This window comes from Collimonas sp. NPDC087041 (assembly GCF_044745265.1).
GTDB lineage: Bacteria > Pseudomonadota > Gammaproteobacteria > Burkholderiales > Burkholderiaceae_D > Collimonas.
In genome coordinates, this window is the sequence record NZ_JBIUZX010000004.1 from 285,911 (window position 1) to 304,493 (window position 18,583).

19 protein-coding genes are annotated in these 18,583 nt (G+C 55.0%); all 19 read right to left on the reverse strand.

All coding sequences use genetic code 11. From position 1 onward, the window contains the following. Positions 1–161: 161 nt before the first annotated feature. Positions 162–587 carry a F0F1 ATP synthase subunit epsilon gene (locus tag ACIPF8_RS09640; RefSeq protein WP_400420121.1) on the reverse strand — a complete coding sequence of 142 codons (426 nt, stop codon included), beginning with the start codon at positions 585–587 and terminating at the stop codon, positions 162–164. Between the two features lie 80 nt (positions 588–667). Beyond that, positions 668–2,068: a F0F1 ATP synthase subunit beta gene (gene atpD, locus ACIPF8_RS09645; protein WP_400420124.1), complete on the reverse strand. Its 1,401-nt coding sequence runs from the start codon at positions 2,066–2,068 to the stop codon at positions 668–670. Between the two features lie 132 nt (positions 2,069–2,200). Then, positions 2,201–3,085 carry a F0F1 ATP synthase subunit gamma gene (gene atpG, locus ACIPF8_RS09650; RefSeq protein ID WP_400420127.1) on the reverse strand — a complete coding sequence of 295 codons (885 nt, stop codon included), beginning with the start codon at positions 3,083–3,085 and terminating at the stop codon, positions 2,201–2,203. Between the two features lie 17 nt (positions 3,086–3,102). Beyond that, the gene (gene atpA, locus ACIPF8_RS09655) at positions 3,103–4,644 is read right to left on the reverse strand and encodes a F0F1 ATP synthase subunit alpha (protein WP_400420130.1); all 1,542 of its coding nucleotides are present in this window, start codon (positions 4,642–4,644) and stop codon (positions 3,103–3,105) included. 50 nt (positions 4,645–4,694) lie between these two features. Then, entirely contained in the window at positions 4,695–5,234 is a 540-nt protein-coding gene (locus ACIPF8_RS09660) for a F0F1 ATP synthase subunit delta (protein ID WP_400420133.1), read from the reverse strand. A 2-nt stretch (positions 5,235–5,236) separates the two neighbouring features. Further along, on the reverse strand, positions 5,237–5,707 hold the full coding sequence (locus ACIPF8_RS09665) for a F0F1 ATP synthase subunit B (RefSeq protein ID WP_061535037.1): 471 nt from the start codon (positions 5,705–5,707) through the stop codon (positions 5,237–5,239). A 67-nt stretch (positions 5,708–5,774) separates the two neighbouring features. Further along, positions 5,775–6,020: a F0F1 ATP synthase subunit C gene (atpE, locus tag ACIPF8_RS09670; RefSeq protein WP_011872763.1), complete on the reverse strand. Its 246-nt coding sequence runs from the start codon at positions 6,018–6,020 to the stop codon at positions 5,775–5,777. Between the two features lie 99 nt (positions 6,021–6,119). Continuing rightward, positions 6,120–6,944, reverse strand: a complete 825-nt coding sequence (atpB, locus tag ACIPF8_RS09675; protein WP_400420136.1) for a F0F1 ATP synthase subunit A — start codon at positions 6,942–6,944, stop codon at positions 6,120–6,122. After that, positions 6,941–7,285 (reverse strand): ATP synthase subunit I, encoded by a 345-nt coding sequence (locus ACIPF8_RS09680; protein ID WP_082798019.1) that lies wholly within the window; start codon positions 7,283–7,285, stop codon positions 6,941–6,943. Before ACIPF8_RS09680 ends, atpB begins: the two co-directional genes overlap by 4 nt. Positions 7,286–7,628: 343 nt before the next feature. Further along, positions 7,629–8,525 (reverse strand): ParB/RepB/Spo0J family partition protein, encoded by an 897-nt coding sequence (locus tag ACIPF8_RS09685; protein ID WP_400420139.1) that lies wholly within the window; start codon positions 8,523–8,525, stop codon positions 7,629–7,631. Positions 8,526–8,738: 213 nt separating this feature from the next. Further along, complete coding sequence (locus ACIPF8_RS09690) at positions 8,739–9,509, reverse strand: ParA family protein (protein WP_400420141.1); 771 nt, start codon at positions 9,507–9,509, stop codon at positions 8,739–8,741. A gap of 123 nt (positions 9,510–9,632) precedes the next feature. After that, the gene (rsmG, locus tag ACIPF8_RS09695) at positions 9,633–10,298 is read right to left on the reverse strand and encodes a 16S rRNA (guanine(527)-N(7))-methyltransferase RsmG (RefSeq protein WP_400420143.1); all 666 of its coding nucleotides are present in this window, start codon (positions 10,296–10,298) and stop codon (positions 9,633–9,635) included. Between the two features lie 53 nt (positions 10,299–10,351). Then, positions 10,352–12,286: a tRNA uridine-5-carboxymethylaminomethyl(34) synthesis enzyme MnmG gene (mnmG, locus tag ACIPF8_RS09700; RefSeq protein ID WP_400420146.1), complete on the reverse strand. Its 1,935-nt coding sequence runs from the start codon at positions 12,284–12,286 to the stop codon at positions 10,352–10,354. A gap of 240 nt (positions 12,287–12,526) precedes the next feature. Next, a complete protein-coding gene (locus ACIPF8_RS09705; RefSeq protein WP_061535044.1) occupies positions 12,527–13,300 on the reverse strand; it encodes a TSUP family transporter in 774 nt (257 codons plus the stop codon). Between the two features lie 406 nt (positions 13,301–13,706). Continuing rightward, entirely contained in the window at positions 13,707–14,684 is a 978-nt protein-coding gene (locus ACIPF8_RS09710; RefSeq protein WP_400420149.1) for a branched-chain amino acid ABC transporter permease, read from the reverse strand. A gap of 9 nt (positions 14,685–14,693) precedes the next feature. Further along, positions 14,694–15,578, reverse strand: coding sequence for a branched-chain amino acid ABC transporter permease (locus ACIPF8_RS09715; protein WP_400420152.1), 885 nt, complete (start codon positions 15,576–15,578; stop codon positions 14,694–14,696). Between the two features lie 191 nt (positions 15,579–15,769). Beyond that, complete coding sequence (locus ACIPF8_RS09720; RefSeq protein ID WP_400420547.1) at positions 15,770–16,978, reverse strand: ABC transporter substrate-binding protein; 1,209 nt, start codon at positions 16,976–16,978, stop codon at positions 15,770–15,772. A gap of 61 nt (positions 16,979–17,039) precedes the next feature. Next, a complete protein-coding gene (locus ACIPF8_RS09725) occupies positions 17,040–17,789 on the reverse strand; it encodes an ABC transporter ATP-binding protein (RefSeq protein WP_400420154.1) in 750 nt (249 codons plus the stop codon). Next, positions 17,789–18,559, reverse strand: coding sequence for an ABC transporter ATP-binding protein (locus ACIPF8_RS09730; RefSeq protein ID WP_061535047.1), 771 nt, complete (start codon positions 18,557–18,559; stop codon positions 17,789–17,791). Before ACIPF8_RS09730 ends, ACIPF8_RS09725 begins: the two co-directional genes overlap by 1 nt. Positions 18,560–18,583 lie beyond the last annotated feature (24 nt).

Consider the following 18,583-nt stretch of genomic DNA (forward strand, 5'->3'; position numbering starts at 1 on the left):
GTCCTATTTGAGTAAATAACAGAGCATGTAGGGTGGCCAGGTTTTATTGGCCATGCGTTGTGACACCCGCCTCAGATCAATCAACAGAGAAATTTACGGGCAACAAAAAAGCAGCCGAAGCTGCTTTTTCTTGATGCAATCCGACATATCGAACTACCGGATCAGCGTCCTTTTTGACGCAACTTTGCAATCGCCGCCAACTGCGCAATCGCTGCCGACAACTCGGACTGTGCTTTTGCGTAATCGATCACGGATTCCTTGTTGCTCAACGCTTCTTCAGCTCGGCGCTTGGCTTCGCTTGCCTTCGCTTCGTCCAGGTCGGCGCCGCGGATCGCGGTGTCGGCCAGCACGGTAACGTGGTGCGGCTGCACTTCCAGCAAACCGCCGGCAACGAACACGAACTCGTCGTTTGCCTGGCCTGGCACCTTGATGCGTACGGCACCCGGCTTGATGCGCGTGATCAGCGGCGTGTGACGAGGATAAATCCCCAACTCACCCGACTCACCCGGCAACGCGACGAATTCGGCTTCGCCGGAGAAGATCATCTCTTCCGCGGAAACAACGTCTACGAGAATAGTGTTTGCCATCTTAAACCCTTTGTTGTCCATGAAGTCACTAACGGAAAGCGTCGGAGCCACTCAACTGCGGCAGCCCCGATGCTCACCGATTAGCCGATCTTCTTGGCCTTTTCGATTGCTTCTTCGATCGTGCCGACCATGTAGAACGCTTGTTCCGGCAGGTGATCGAGTTCGCCGCTGGCGATCATCTTGAAGCCCTTGATCGTGTCCTTCAGCGAAACGTATTTACCTGGCGAACCGGTAAACACTTCAGCAACGTGGAAAGGCTGCGACAGGAAACGCTGCATCTTACGTGCACGCGCAACCAGCAACTTGTCTTCAGGAGCCAGTTCGTCCATACCCAGAATCGCGATAATGTCGCGCAATTCCTTGTAGCGCTGCAAAGTACCTTGCACAGCGCGGGCAGTTTCGTAGTGCTCTTGACCAACCACTTGCGGATCCAGCTGACGCGAAGTCGAATCCAGCGGATCAACCGCAGGATAGATACCCAGCGAAGCGATATCACGCGACAACACAACGGTGGAGTCCAAGTGAGCAAAGGTGGTAGCAGGCGACGGGTCGGTCAAGTCATCCGCAGGAACGTAGACGGCCTGGATCGATGTGATCGAACCGGTTTTTGTCGATGTAATACGTTCTTGCAGTTGGCCCATTTCCGAAGCCAGCGTTGGCTGGTAACCCACGGCGGAAGGCATACGGCCCAGCAGCGCGGAAACTTCAGTACCGGCCAGTGTGTAACGGTAGATGTTATCGACGAAGAACAACACGTCTTTACCTTCATCACGGAAGCCTTCAGCGATCGTCAGGCCGGTCAGCGCAACGCGCAGACGGTTACCTGGCGGTTCATTCATCTGACCGTAGACCATCGCCACTTTGGAGTTTTCCGGATTTTCCAGATCAACCACTTTAGCGTCAGCCATTTCGTGATAGAAGTCGTTACCTTCACGAGTACGCTCACCAACACCGGCAAACACGGACAAGCCGCTGTGTGCCTTGGCGATGTTGTTGATCAGTTCCATCATGTTCACGGTCTTGCCCACACCCGCGCCACCGAACAGACCAACTTTACCGCCCTTGGCGAACGGGCAAACCAGGTCAATAACCTTGATGCCGGTTTCCAGCAATTCTTGCGATGGCGACAGTTCGTCGTACGCAGGAGCTTTGCGGTGGATCGAAGCCGTCGTTGCGTGGCTCACCGGACCGCATTCGTCGATCGGGTTACCCAGCACGTCCATGATGCGGCCCAGTGTTGCTTTACCGGTAGGCACCATGATTGGCTGACCTGTGTTCTTGATTGTCATGCCGCGGCGCAAACCGTCGGATGTACCCAGCGCAATGGTACGGACTACGCCGTCGCCCAGCTGTTGTTGTACTTCCAGCGTCAGTTCCGAGCCATCCATCTTCAAGGCATCGTAAATCTTAGGCATCGCGTCACGTGGGAACTCAACGTCCACCACAGCGCCGATACACTGAACGATTTTGCCATCAGCCATTTTCGTTCCTTCAATAATATAAAAAACTACCTGTTAAGCGCAGTGCGCGCTAGACAATTCTGTTTTAGTCAGTTGGGGACAGAGTAATTTGTCACGCTTCGGCGACTCTTAAACTCTGTCCGGCAATTGTTGTTAAACCGCAGCCGCACCGGCAACGATCTCGGACAATTCCTTCGTGATCGCAGCTTGACGCGTCTTGTTGTAGACCAGTTTCAGTTCGCCGATCACGTTACCCGCGTTGTCGCTAGCCGACTTCATCGCCACCATCCGCGCCGATTGCTCGGACGCCATGTTTTCAGCGACAGCCTGATAAATCAGCGCTTCCACGTAACGCACCAGCAATTCATCGATGACGCTTTGCACATCCGGCTCGTAAATGTAGTCCCATGCATGCGAACCTGCATCCTCAGCCTTAGTGTCAGCCTCAAGACGATCGCTCGACAGCGGCAGCAATTGCTGCAGCATCGGCTCTTGCCTCATCGTATTGATGAACTTGGTGTACACCAGATAAACCGCGTCCAGGCGACCTTCCTGGTAAGCATCGAGCAGCACCTTGACTGGCCCGATCAGCTTGTCCAGATGCGGCGTATCGCCCAGTTGCACGGCATGTGCAACGACCTTGGCGCCGATCCGGTTGAGGAAACCCAGACCCTTGTTGCCGATCGCTACTGCCTGAACCTTGTTGCCTTGTCCTTCCAGCTCACGCAGTTTCGCGGTCAGCAAACGCAAGGAGTTGGTGTTCATGCCGCCGCACAGACCTTTGTCTGTGGTGACGACGATGAAACCAACGTTCTTGGAGTTGTCCTGCTTCACCATGAACGGGTGCGTGTACTCTGGATTGGCTTGCGACAAGTTAGAAGCGATATTACGAATCTTGTCACTGTAGGGACGGGCCGCACGCATCCGGTCCTGCGCCTTGCGCATTTTGGATGCGGCGACCATTTCCATCGCCTTGGTGATCTTCTTCGTATTTTCTACGCTCTTGATCTTGCTGCGTATCTCTTTACCTGTAGCCATTCCGTGCTCCAGTTAAATTAAGCCACGAACGATTTTTTGAAATCAGCAACGGCAGCGGACAATGCAGCTTCGCCATCTTTATCGAGTTGCTTGGTTTCTTCGATCTTTTGCAGCAAAGGCGCGTGGCTAGTCTTCATGAAGCTGTGCAGAGCGCTTTCGAACGGCAGTACTTGCTTGACGTCGATGCTGTCCAGGAAGCCCTTGTTGACTGCGAACAAAGTCACAGCCATCAGCGAGATCGACAATGGCGAGTATTGCGCTTGCTTCAACAGCTCAGTAACGCGTGCACCGCGGTCCAGTTGCTTGCGGGTCGCTTCGTCGAGGTCGGAAGCAAACTGCGCAAACGCAGCCAATTCACGATACTGCGCCAAGTCGGTACGGATACCACCGGACAGGTTTTTGATAACCTTGGTCTGAGCAGCGCCACCAACGCGCGACACCGAAATACCGGCGTTGATCGCAGGACGGATACCAGCGTTGAACAACGAAGTTTCCAGGAAGATCTGACCGTCGGTAATCGAAATCACGTTGGTCGGAACGAAAGCGGAAACGTCGCCAGCCTGGGTTTCGATGATAGGCAATGCAGTCAACGAACCGGTCTTGCCCTTGACTTCACCCTTGGTGAAATCTTCGACATACTTTTCGTTCACGCGTGCTGCGCGTTCCAGCAAACGGCTGTGGAGGTAGAACACGTCGCCAGGATAAGCTTCACGGCCTGGTGGACGGCGCAGCAACAGCGATACCTGACGGTATGCAACAGCTTGCTTGGACAGATCGTCATACACGATCAGTGCATCTTGACCACGGTCACGGAAATATTCGCCCATTGCGCAGCCGGAGTAGGCCGACAGGTATTGCATCGCAGCCGACTCGGAAGCCGACGCAGTAACAACAATGGTGTATTCCAAGGCGCCATGTGCTTCCAGCGAGCGCACGATGTTCTTGATCGACGATGCTTTTTGACCGATAGCGACATAGATACATGTCACGTCCTGGCCCTTTTGATTGATGATCGCATCGATCGCAACAGCGGTCTTACCAGTTTGGCGGTCACCGATGATCAGTTCGCGTTGACCGCGGCCGATTGGTACCATCGAGTCGATCGACTTGATACCGGTTTGCATTGGCTGCGAAACGGATTGACGGGCAATAACGCCTGGCGCGATTTTTTCAATCGGCGCTGTCAGCTTGGTGTCGACCGGACCCTTGCCGTCGATCGGCTGGCCCAGCGCGTTCACTACACGGCCGCGCAGTTCCGGACCGATAGGCACTTCCAGGATACGGCCGGTACATTTAACTGTATCGCCTTCGGAAATGTGTTCGAAGTCACCCAGAATAACGGCGCCGACAGAGTCGCGCTCGAGATTCAGCGCGAGGCCGAATGTGTTGCCTGGGAATTCCAGCATCTCACCTTGCATCACGTCAGACAGACCATGGATACGGCAGATACCGTCGGACACGGAAATAACCGTGCCTTGATTGCGAATTTCAGCGGTATCGCCAAGGCCTTGAATCCGGCTCTTGATCAGTTCGCTGATTTCAGACGCGTTGAGTTGCATATAAACTCCTAAAATTTTTCTCGTTGCTCATTACGCAAATACGCAGGGGCTCAGGCAGCCAAGGCAGCGTGCAATTCCTGCAGCTTGGCACGTACCGAGGTGTCGAGCACTTCGTCGCCGACTACTACGCGTACACCGCCGATCAGCGAGTTATCCACTGTTACCGATGGGTTCAGCTTACGGCCGAATTTCTTTTCCAGCGTGGCGATCAAATCCTTCACTTGCGCTTCGGTCATTTCGAAAGCGCTGGTGATTTCTGCATCTGCTGCGCCTTCTTGTGCGTTCTTCAGCACTTGAAATTGCTCGGCGATTTCCGGCAATGCTGTCAGACGACCGTTATCAACCAGCGTCGCGACGAAGTTCTTCACTTCGGCGTGGGCCGCTTGCGGCGATTTCAACAGTGCCAGGAACGTATCACCCAATTGCTGATGCGATACAGCGGGATTTTGCGCCAGCGCCTTGACATCGGGATGGACCGCTATCTGGCCCATCTCGGCAACCAAGCCAGCCCAGGCAGCCAGGTCTTGCGACTTGGCTACGCGGAACAGCGCTTCTGCATAAGGACGAGCAATCGTTGCAAGTTCAGCCATGATTACAGCTCTGTTTTCAGTTGGTTCAGCAAATCGGCATGTGCCGACAGATTGACTTCACGCTTGAGGATCTGTTCGGCGCCTTTGACCGCAAGGGTCGCAACTTCACCGCGCAGAGCTTCGCGAGCTTTGGTCATTTGCTGTTCCGCTTCGGCTTTGGCGTTGGCGATGATACGAGCAGCTTCTTCGGAAGCCGTTTTCTTGGCTTCGTCAACGATCAGCTGGCCGCGCTTTTCAGCTTCGCCAATACGCTTTTGACCTTCGTCGCGTGCGGTCGCCAGTTCTGCCGAAGCACGCTTTTCAGCGGCTGCCAGATCTGCCTTGCCGCGGTCAGCGGCTGCCAGGCCGTCCGCGATCTTCTTGGCGCGCTCATCGAGCGCTTTTATCAACGGCGGCCACACGAATTTCATCGTGAACAACGCGAGGATAAAGAAGACCACGAACTGCGCAAACAATGTTGCATTTAAGTTCACGGTAATTTCCTTCTCAGAATAACGTGGGCTGAAATAGCTTCAGCCGATTCGGTTACGCTCGATTAAATTACTTAGCGATGAACGGATTTGCGAAAGCGAACAACATAGCGATACCAACACCGATCAGGAACGCAGCGTCGATCAGACCAGCCAACAGGAACATCTTGGTTTGCAGGGTGTTCATCAGTTCTGGTTGACGTGCCGATGCTTCGAGGTACTTACCGCCCATGATTGCGATACCGATACAAGCACCAATAGCGCCCAAACCGATGATCAAACCACAAGCCAAAGCAACAAAAGACAGATCAGTCATGACAATTCCTTCAAAGTTAAGTGAATACAAAAATTAATACAAAAAACAGATTTAAAGCCAAAACTACAAATTCAAAACCAGTACTAATTAATGCCGCTCTTAGTGAGCCTCATGCGCCTGGCCGATATACACCAGAGTCAACATCATGAAAATAAACGCTTGCAACAACACGATCAGGATATGGAAGATCGCCCAGATCGAACCGGCAACTACGTGGCCGATGAAACCAAATGCAGTAGCGGTAGAGCCCAGCAGCGCGATCAACAGGAACAACAGTTCACCGGCATACATGTTGCCGAACAGTCGCATCGCCAGCGATACGGTCTTGGCAGCAAATTCAATGATGTTCAACAAGAGGTTGGCAGGAGCCAGCCAGATACCGAAAGGCGCCGCAACCAGCTCGTGCAGGAAGCCGCCGAAACCCTTGATCTTGAAGCTGTAGTACAGCATCAGAACCAATACGCCCAAGGCGATGCCCATGGTGCCGTTCAGGTCGGCGGTAGGAACTACGCGGTGATGCGAAATGACGCTATCGAGACCGACCAGCTTGAAGAAGGAGGAAAACAGATCGACCGGCAGGAAGTCCAGCGAGTTCATCAGGGCGACCCAGATGAACACGGTCAGCGCCAGCGGAGCGATGAAGCTGCGGTCGCCGTGGACGATGCCCTTGGCCTGGTCGTCAACCATCTCGACCACCATTTCGACGAAAGCCTGGAAACGGCCTGGTACGCCGGCAGTCGCTTTACGCGCCGCGATGTACATCAGCAGGCAGCCAACCACACCGGCAAATACCGACCAGAAAATCGTGTCGATATTGATAATCGAAAAATCGACTATCTTGCTTTGATGGCCAGTTGCAAAATGTCCAAGGTGATGGACGATGTATTCTGAGGGGGTTAGTGCTTCGCTTGGAGCTACGGTCATGATCGATGTCTAAAAAGTAAGATTATGTAACTTTTAAGTACCACGATGAAGCTGACGATAAACGCCGGCCAATTCAAATCGTGATACAACCATACGACCGCGCCAATCAGCGCAATCGTTGTAGCAATTTTGACAAACTCGCCGATGAAAAAAGACATCGGGTTGGCGCCACCTGGTTTGCGCGCGCTGATGTAAAGACGGAGGGCAAACAGTCCATTGGGAACCGCGCAGCACACACCACCTAAAAGCGCGGAACAGAATCCGGGTACGCCGGCTAGTAAACCTGCTATACATGCCAGCACGGCCGTAGTAACAAATTGCATAAGCACGATGCGCAGCATACTGACCCAATAATGTGCGAAAACGACTCGCTTAACAGAACGCGGTTGCAGTGTGGTGATGCAGCGCAGTTATCACGCAACGATCAGTCTACGGCTGATTTAGAAGCCCGAGGATTATAAAGGCTGGCCGAGACTTTCGTCAAACTTTTGCTGCCTAATCATAAGCTTATACAACAGACGACAATCAATCTGGTTGCTGCGGCCAGCGAAATTTCCGCGATCAATCCGGACATTTACCGAAGCCGGGAATTTGCTACGGTGCACCAAATTCGTGAATCCGGAAAATTCCCGAAACTCATCCGCTCTCGCGGCCGCAACTTCCTTTCGCAGCTATCTTTGTAACTTACTCTACACCCTTGAGGCGTGTGATCAGACCATCCAAGGTATCCAGATCGGAAAAGTCGATGATCAGCTGGCCGCGATTCTTTGCCGCCGTTTTGATTGTTACTTGAGTTGCCAGCAGATCCGACAACTCTTCTTCCAGCCGCGCGATGTCGCGCGATTTTTCCTTGTTCTTGGCTGGACGGTCGGCCGCTTCCGCCTCGGTGGTGGTACGCACCACCAGTTTTTCGGTATCGCGCACCGACATGCGCTTGGCCACTACCTGGTTGGCCAGCGTAATCTGGGTCGCGGCATCGACGGCCAGCAGCGCGCGCGCATGGCCCATGTCGATATCGCCGGCCATCAGCATGGTCTGCACCGGCTTGGCCAGGTTCAGCAGGCGCAACAAATTGGATACTGCGCTGCGCGAGCGCCCTACCGACACTGCCGCCTGCTCGTGGGTGAAACTGAAATCGGTAATCAGGCGATGGATACCTTGCGCTTCTTCCAGCGGATTCAGATCCTCACGCTGCATGTTTTCGATCAGCGCCATGGCGGCGGTGGTCTGGTCGTCGACATCCTTGACCAATACCGGCACCTCGATCAGCCCAGCCAGCTGGGCCGCGCGGAAGCGCCGCTCGCCGGCAATGATTTCGTAGTGCTGTGCACCATTGTGCAAGGCAATCGGCCGCACCAGGATCGGCTGCAGCAAGCCCTGCTCCTTGATCGATGCCGCCAGCTCAGCCAACGCGCCTTCGTCCATCCTGGTCCGCGGCTGGTACTTACCGGCCTGCATGACGGTCACTGCCAGTACCGATGGCGCGCCGACAATCGTTGGCACCGCTTCCGTGATATCGGTTGAACCGCCGAGCAAGGCTTCCAGACCGCGACCGAGTCCTTTTGATTTTTTCGTGACCATCTTTTCCTACCGTAGAGTGCCTGCTGCCAAGCAACAGCCTGTGGATAACTTTATGGATAACTCAGTGGATAAACCATGAATAAGCCGGGAATAAGCTGTGACTAACCCCATGGATAACTTCTGTATTACCACTGTATTAGCTGTGTCTAACTAACCGGGAGTGAGTCATATATCGCATCACTGCCGCTACGGCGGCCCCTGCCCGGCAATCGCTTACATCGTTTTGATGCGCTCCACCATCTCGGCGCCAAAGGCGATGTACGCCTGCGCGCCCTTGGAAGCCGCATCGAAAGTGACGCCCGGCATGCCATACGACGGCGCTTCCGCCAGACGTACATTGCGCGGGATGACGGTCTTGAACACCTTGTCGCCAAAATGCTTTTCCAGCTCATCCGACACTTGTTGCGATAATGTCATGCGTGGATCAAACATCACGCGCAGCAAACCGATGATCTTCAAATCCGGATTCAGGTTGGCGTGCACCTTCTTGATGGTGTTGACCAGATCCGACAAACCTTCCAGCGCATAGTATTCGCACTGCATCGGAATGATGACGCCGTTGGCGGCGCACAAGCCATTCAGCGTCAGCAGCGACAGCGCCGGCGGGCAGTCGATCAGGATGAAGTCATAGTCATCGGCAACCAGGGCGAAGGCGTCTTTCAGGCGCTTTTCCCGATTCTCCAGTTCGACCATTTCCACTTCGGCGCCGGCCAGTTCGCGATTTGCCGGCAATACGTCGAAGCCGCCGGTTTCGGAAGTCTTGCGCACGCTCTTGATGTCCGACATGCCCAGCAGCACTTCATAAATCGAGGCGGTCAATGTGCCTTTGTTGATCCCTGCTCCCATCGTCGCGTTGCCTTGCGGGTCGAGGTCTGCCAGCAATACACGCTGGTTCAGTTGGGCCAGCCCGGCGGCCAGATTGACGGCGGTAGTGGTTTTACCGACTCCACCTTTTTGATTGGCGACGCAGAAGATTTTTGCCATGTGTTTTCTATTTATTGATGGGACGGATTCGATGTCGCCAACTGATCAGATAAAACGGTTAAATTACAAGGAGCTACGAGGCTATTAGACAATACCCTAGTGGGACGCAATAACCCACTATCGTCAGCTCCGTTTGATAAAAATAAGGTGGCGTTCCGCATCCAGCCCCGGCACCGTCACTGGACGTATTTCAGTGACTTGCCAGCCCGCAGGCAAACGCGCAATCTCTTGATCCGGCTGCACACCCTTGAGGGCGATGAACTGGCCGCCGTCGGCCAGCAGATGCTCGGACCAGTTGATGAAGTCGGCCAGTTCGGCAAATGCCCGCGATGTAATCACATCAAATTTTTGTGTGACCTGCAGTTGCTCTACTCTTGCCGTGTGGACACTGACGTTAGCCAATCCCAACTCGGCCTTGGCTTGTGTCAGGAATGCCGTTTTCTTGTGCACCGTGTCGATCATCGAGACCCGCATTGACGGCCGCGCCTTGCTCGCCCAGATCGCCAGGATCATCCCTGGCAAGCCGCCGCCGGCGCCGACATCCAGCACATTGTCGGCCGCTGCAAAGGCCGGCACCACCGCCAGCGAGTCCAGCAGATGGTGCGTCATCATTTGCGCCGGCTCACGGATCGAGGTCAGGTTATACGTGCGATTCCACTTTGCCAGCAAACTCAGATAAGCCAGCAATTGCTGCTGCTGCTTTTCATCCAGTTCAATTCCCAATGCCTGTGCGCCCTGCTGCAGGCTCGCTTCCAGCGATGCACCCGATGCGATCTGCGTTGCACTCATCCTGCCAATCCTCCACTATCCCGGCAATTACCCTTGAGGTCATTGCCCATTATTTATGCAGCCTGGTCGTCTGCGCCAAGCTCGTTCAAACGCTTCATGCCGCCCTTTTTCAGGTGCACCAGCAACAGCGACAATGCCGCTGGCGTGACACCGGAAATCCGCGAGGCCTGGCCAAAGGTTTCCGGGCGATGCAGGTTCAGCTTTTGCCGCACCTCGATCGACAATGCCTGCACATCCATGTAATCCAGATCGGCCGGCAGCTTCAGGTTTTCATTGTGTTCGTGGCGCTCGACTTCGCGTGCCTGGCGATCGATGTAGCCGGCGTACTTGACCTGGATCTCGACCTGCTCCTTGACGGAATCGTCCTCGACTCCCGGGCCGCCGATTTCCTGGCCATCGACACCTTTGAGCGTCATCAATTGTTCGTAAGTAACATTAGGGCGGCGCAGCAGATCGGCCAGCGCATATTCGCGCTCCATTGCCTTTCCAACAACCCGCTCTGCTTCGGCATTGGAAATAAGACGCGGGTTGACCCAAGTCGTCCGCAGGCGCTCCATTTCCAGTGCAACCGCTTCGCGCTTCTTCTCGAATTGCGCCCATTGGGCATCGCCGACGCAGCCCAGCTGGCGGCCGATTTCGGTCAGGCGCAAGTCGGCATTATCTTCGCGCAAGCTCAGGCGATACTCGGCGCGGCTGGTGAACATGCGATACGGTTCTTGTACACCTTGGGTAATCAGGTCGTCGACCAGCACGCCGAGATAAGCTTCGTCGCGGCGCGGCGTCCAGGCGTCGCGCTCTTGTGTTTGCAAGGCGGCGTTCAAGCCGGCCAGCATCCCTTGCGCGGCGGCTTCTTCGTAGCCGGTAGTGCCATTGATCTGGCCGGCAAAGTACAGGCCCTGGATCGACTTGGTTTCCAGCGAGGCCTTCAATCCGCGCGGGTCGAAATAATCGTATTCGATCGCATAGCCGGGACGCAGGATATGTGCGTTCTCCAGGCCACGCATCGAATGCACCAAAGCCAGCTGGACATCAAATGGCAAACTTGTCGAAATACCATTGGGGTAAAACTCATTGGTGGTCAAGCCTTCCGGCTCCAGGAATATCTGGTGTGAATCCTTGCCGGCGAAGCGATGGATCTTGTCCTCGATCGACGGGCAATAACGCGGACCGACACCTTCAATCACGCCTGTGTACATCGGGCTGCGATCCAGGCCGGCACGGATGATGTCGTGTGTCTCTTGGTTGGTATGGGTCACCCAGCATGGCAACTGCTTAGGATGCATGCCGACATTGCCCATGACCGAAAATACCGGGATCGGATCGAGATCGCCCGGTTGTTCCTGCATGACTGAAAAATCAATGGTGCGGCCGTCAATGCGTGGCGGCGTGCCCGTCTTCAATCGGCCTTGCGGCAACTTGAGTTCTTTCAGGCGTGCCGACAGCGATATCGCCGGCGGGTCGCCGGCACGGCCGGCAGAGTAATTGTTGAGGCCGACATGGATCTTCCCATCGAGGAAAGTACCCGCTGTCAGCACCACCGCCCTACTGAGGAATTTGATGCCAACCTGAGTCACGGCGCCAATCACGCGATCGCCCTCAACCAGCAAATCATCCACTGCCTGTTGGAACAACCAGAGATTTTCCTGGTTTTCCAGGCGCGAGCGAATCGCTTGCTTGTACAGGATACGGTCAGCTTGCGCGCGGGTTGCGCGCACGGCCGGGCCCTTCGATGAATTCAGGATACGGAACTGGATACCCGCCTCGTCGGTAGCGATAGCCATCGCCCCGCCCATGGCATCGACCTCTTTTACGAGATGGCCCTTGCCTATCCCACCAATTGACGGGTTGCACGACATCTGGCCCAGGGTCTCGATATTGTGCGTCAACAATAACGTTTTTTGGCCCATACGAGCAGACGCCAACGCGGCTTCGGTACCGGCATGACCGCCGCCGACAACGATTACATCAAAATTTGTAGGAAAAAGCATAGTGCGCCTCGTGGAGACGATGAAAAACGGTGAACAGAGGCGTGATTATAAACCCAGAAGCATCGGCGGAACGAGTCGTGGCCAAGACGACACATGATTTGACCTCGATATACGACAGTGTTTCACGTGAAACATTGCCCATTACGAATTTTCGGCAAGCAAAAACAAAAGCGGCGATTGTTTCACGTGGAACAATCGCCGCTCATTACTGCCATGTTTAACTTGGATATCTACCAACGCCTATTTAAGGAAGGCGTCGTACCCTGTCTTCAAGATCAATACCGAGACCACCAGCAAGAACAGTTTCCGTACAAAACCACTGCCATGCTTCAATGCCAGGCGCGTACCGACCAATGATCCACCCACATTACAGATAGCCATAATCAATCCAAGTTGCCAGATGATATGCCCGCTATATCCAAACCAGAGCAAGGCAGCGAGATTGGTCGCAACGTTGATAACCTTGGATACTGCCGACGCAGCCAGGAAATCGAAGCCGAAAAACCGCACAAACAGGAAAATCAGGAAGCTACCTGTACCAGGGCCGAAAACACCGTCATAAAACCCAATTCCGCCGCCGATCAACACCGCCAAGATTTTTTCTTTTGAACCCGAATGCAAGGGAGCATGGATACTGCCGAAATCCTTCTTCTTTATCGTATATATCGCCACGGCCAGCAAAATGAACGGCAGTGACTTGCGGATCGCTTCAGTCGGGATATGCGTAACGGTATAGGCGCCGAGGAAGGCAAACAGAAAAGCGGCACCGGCTGCAGGCAAGGCCGCGCTCCATGCCAGCTTCACCCTTCGAGCAAAATTCACTGCTGCGGCGCTGGTACCGAATATCCCGGCCAGTTTGTTAGTGCCAAATATGGTTGCAGGTGCGGTATTGGGTAGCATTGCGAATAATGCCGGGATCTGGATCAAGCCCCCTCCTCCAACCACCGCATCGATCAAACCAGCGAGGAAACTGGCCGCAGCCAGGATGAAAAAATCCGGAAATAATTCAGGCATGATCCGTTACCCTTTCTTTAACTATGCAGGAAAGGTCGGCATGAAAGCCGTAGGCAACGACACGGGTAAGTAAATACATGGATGACAGGAGCTGGTTAGGAATGGAGCAGGATTGCCGTTTTTATATTTATGGCATCTGCAAGAGCTGTCATTTTACGTGGCGGATCTGAGGCTGGGCGTCTGCCCTGCTATGTTATTTACTCATAGCTATCCAAGAAATCCCATCAGCAAGACAGCCCCCATCGCGAAGCGGCTTTAACACCTCGAAATTGACCTGCCTATTTATTAGGCAGTGATTCGGCGGCATCGAACTCAGCAACACCAAACTCTGAAACTTCTAACGCCCATGAAAAAAGCCCGTAACAGCAAGCTGCATACGGGCTTCGATTTACGATATTACTTATCGTCAGCTTTTGGCGCTTGCTGTTTTTTTAAGCAATGCGGAAATCTCGCCAACAATCCCTCGCCTGAACGCCAGCACACAAACGATAAAGATAAAGCCAGTCACGATAGTCACCGATTCACCCAAGCCATTGAACCAGTCGATATGGGTCACGGAGGCCAGCCAATTGCCGATATCGCCCAACTTGTTTTCCAACATGATGATGATGAGCGCGCCGACGATCGGGCCGACAATTGTTCCCAATCCGCCAACCAAGGTCATCAGCACCACCAGGCCGGACATGGTCCAGTGAACATCAGTCAGCGTCTCAAAACCCAGCACCAGTGTCTTGGTCGAGCCCGCCAGGCCAGACAGCGCAGCCGACAAAACAAAGGCCAGGAGCTTGTAGCGGCTGACATCGTAGCCCAAAGAAATGGCGCGCGGCTCGTTTTCCTTGATCGCCTTGAGCACCTGACCGAATGGCGAATTGACGATCCGCACGATCAGCGCAAAGCTGGCGACAGCGATTGCCAGCACCACGTAATACAAGGTGAGGTCGTTGCCGAGATCGATGAAGCCGAGCAGATGCCCGCGCGGCACGCCTTGCAGGCCGTCCTCGCCACCCGTGAACGGCGCCTGCAGGCAGACGAAGTACAGCATCTGCGCCAGCGCCAGCGTAATCATCGTGAAGTAGATGCCCTGCCGCCGGATCGCCAGGCTGCCCATGACCAGGCCAATCAGCGCGCCGGCAGCGGTTCCGGCAATCAGTCCCAGCTCCGTCGGCAAGCCCAGGGTCGTCAACGCATAACCGGTTACATAGCCGGCGCCGCCGAAAAACGCTGCATGCCCAAATGACAACAAACCAGTAAAGCCGATCAGCAAATTGAAGGCGCAGGCAAACAGCGCGAAACAGATGATCTTCATCAGGAATACCGGATAAACCCCGAATGGGGCAGCCAGCGCGACAAGGAGAATCAGGCCGTAACCAATTTTCTTATTCATGTTCATCTATCATTTCTCCTTGCCGAACAAGCCAGCCGGCCGAATCATCAGGACGATCGCCATCACGATGAACACCACGGTCGCCGAAGCCTCGGGATAGAACACCCGGGTCAGTCCTTCAATCACGCCCAGCGCCAGGCCGGTGATGATCGAGCCCATTATGGAACCCATGCCGCCGATCACCACAACCGCGAACACGACGATAATCAGGTTGGAACCCATCAGTGGTGACACCTGGATCACCGGCGCCGCCAGCACCCCGGCAAAGGCCGCCAAAGCGACGCCGAAGCCGTAGGTCAGCGTGACCATCAATGGCACGTTGATGCCGAACGCTTCGACCAGTTTCGGATTCTCGGTGCCGGCGCGCAGATAAGCGCCCAGCTTGGTTTTTTCAATCACGAACCAGGTCGCAAAACACACCACCAGCGAAGCCAGCACCACCCAGGCGCGATAATTTGGCAGCACCATGAACCCAAGGTCGGTAGCGCCGCTCAACGCATCAGGGACCGAATACGGCTGGCCGGAGACGCCATAGAACGAGCGGAAGATGCCCTCCACCATCAAGGTGATGCCGAAGGTCAGCAGCAAGCCGTAGAGATGATCCAGCTTGTACAGCCAGCGCAGCATGGTCTTCTCGATGATGATGCCGAACAGGCCGACCAGCACTGGCGCCAGGATCAGCATCACCCAGTAATTGAGGTTGAAATAAGTGAGCCCGATCCAGGCCAGGAAAGCGCCCATCATGTACAAGGCGCCGTGAGCGAAGTTGATCACGTTGAGCAGGCCGAAGATGACGGCCAGGCCAAGCGACAGCATCGCGTAAAACGAACCATTGACCAGACCCAGCAACAGCTGGCTCATCAAGGCTTGAAAGGGAATGCCGAATATTTCCATGGCAATGTCATCAAAAAATCACTCGGGTGAGTGAACAACTATCAAACAGCGCAAATCAAACAATGCAACGGCGTGCAGGTCCTGTCATGGACATGCACGCCTTGTCACAAGCTTGATACGCCAGGCATATCGTCAGTCAGCTGCACGCAACGACAACTCACGTGCGGCTGCGCTGAAAACTCAAAGCGCCATTACTTCCACAACGCGCACTTGCTTTCGGCCTTGGTGCCGAAGGCTTGTTCGCCAGGAATGGTCTGGATCTTGTTCAGATAGTCCCAAGGATATTTCGACTCAGCCGGTGTCTTGACCTGGTACAGCACCATGTCATGCACGACACGGCCGTCCGGACGCAGATAGGCATTCTTGGCATACATGTCGTTGAACTTGGTCTTGCGCAGTTGCGCCATGACCTTGTCGCCGTCATCAGTGCCGATCGCCTTGACCGCCATCAGGTATTGCATCGCCGACGAGTAATCGGCAGCTTGCAGGCTGGACGGTTCCTTCTTCATCTTTTCAAAGTAACGCTTGGCCCATTTGCGGGTTTCGTCGTTCTGGTCCCAGTACCAGCTGTCGGTCAGGTACATGCCCTGCGTCTGCTTCAGCGTCAGCGAATGGATATCGTTGATGAACACCAGCAGGCCGGCCAGCTTGGCATTCTTGGTCACGCCGAATTCATTGGCTGCCTTGACCGCATTGATCAGGTCGCCGCCGGCATTCGCCAGGCCGATGATTTGCGCTTTCGATGATTGCGCCTGCAGCATGAACGACGAGAAATCGGATGCGTTCAGCGGATGCTTGACCGAACCCAGCACGGTGCCGCCGGAAGCCTTGACCACTGCTGTCGTATCTTTTTCCAGCGACGCGCCGAAGGCGTAATCCGCAGTCACGAAGTACCAGGTCTTGCCGCCCTGCTTGACCACTTCCGACCCTGTGCCGTGCGCCAGAGCGTAGGTGTCGTAGGCATAGTGCACGGTGTAAGGCGTGCACTCTTCATTGGTCAGGCGGGTGCTGCCGGCGCCGATTTCAAAGAACGGCTTTTTCTTTTCCGCAGCGATCTTCGCCATCGCCAGCGCGGTGCCGGAGTTGGTGCCGCCGATCAGCATGTCCAGGCCTTGCTGGTCAAACCATTCGCGCGCCTTGCTCGATGCGATGTCGGCCTTGTTCTGGTGATCGGCCACGATCAGTTCGATTTTCTTGCCGTTGATATTGCCACCCATGTCGGCAATCGCCATCTTGATTGCTTCAGCGCCGCCAGGGCCGTCAATGTCTGAATACACGCTCGACATGTCGGTGATGAAACCGATCTTGATTACGTCCCCGGAAATCTGTGCTGACGCCGGTGCGGCAAAACCGATAGCGATTGTGCTGCTGACCGCGATTGCCAAAGTCTTTAATTTGATATTCATTGTCTTCTCCATTTTATAAACGACCTCCGACTTGTGACTCGTGACTAATGACCCGTCATACTCCCAACAAAGCATTCAACACCGGCATTTTTTCTTCCAACTGTGACGAAGCAAAAGACTCGACGATCTGTCCGTGCTCCATCACATAAAAACGATCGGCCAACGGCGCGGCAAAACGGAAGTTCTGCTCCACCATCACGATGGTGTAACCCTTGGCTTTCAAGGTCGTGATCATGCGCGCCAGAGCTTGCACGATCACCGGCGCCAGGCCTTCGGAAATTTCATCGAGCAGCAACAGCCGTGCGCCGGTGCGCAAGATGCGCGCGACAGCCAGCATCTGCTGTTCGCCGCCGGACAAGCGCGTGCCCTGGCTGGAGCGGCGCTCCTTCAGGTTCGGAAACATGTCGTAGATTTCCTCGAGCGACATGCCCTTTTCGGTGGTCGACAAAGTCGGCGGCAGCAACAGGTTTTCTTCCGTCGACAGCGAAGAAAAAATGCCACGCTCTTCCGGACAGTAACCGACACCGAGATGTGCAATCTTGTAGGTCGGCAGGTCGATGGTCTCGACGCCGCCGATCTTGATCGAGCCTTTGCGGGCGCCGGTCAAGCCCATGATGGCGCGCATGGTCGTGGTGCGCCCGGCGCCGTTACGACCGAGCAGCGTCACCACTTCACCCTTGTTCACGTTCAAATTGACGTTGTGCAGGATATGCGATTCACCGTACCAGGCTTGCAGGTTCTCGATGCTGAGCGCAGCGGTGCCTTGCGCTGCACCGGCGATGGATGGGGATTGGACTGCGGACATCAATGCGCTCCTGCCAGGGCCTCGGCAGTGGTGCCCATGTAGGCTTCCATTACCAGCGGGTTCTTCGAAACTTCTTCGTAGCGGCCTTCGGCCAACATCGCACCGCGTTGCAGTACGCTGATCTTGTCGCAGATGCCGGACACTACGTTCATGTTGTGCTCCACCATCAGGATGGTGCGGCCGGCTGACACTTTCTTGATCAGTGCGGTGACACGGTCAACGTCTTCGTGCCCCATGCCTTGGGTTGGCTCGTCGAGCAGCATCAGCTCCGGCTCCATCGCCAGCGTGGTGGCAATCTCCAGCGCGCGCTTGCGGCCATACGGCAAATCGACTGTCAGGGTATCGGCGAATTCGGTCAGGTCGACCTCAGCCAGCAAGGCCATTGCGCGCTCATTCAGCTGCGCCAGCGACTTGCCGCTTTTCCAGAAGTGAAACGATGTTCCCAACGTCCGCTGCAAGCCGATGCGGACGTTTTCCATCACCGTCAGGTGAGGAAAAACGGCTGAAATCTGGAAGGAACGAATGATTCCCTGACGCGCAATCTGGGCCGGCGCATCGGTGGTGATGTCGCGACCATTGAACAGGATCTGGCCGGAGGTCGGCACCAGGAATTTGGTCAGTAAATTGAAGCAAGTGGTTTTCCCGGCCCCATTGGGACCGATCAACGCATGAATATGGCCGCGCTGGACTTGCAGATTAACGCCATTGACGGCCGTGAACCCCCTGAACTCCTTGGTCAGGTTTTTTGTCTCCAAGATGATGTCGGTCATCTGGTCTCCTATTGATGTTGCTTT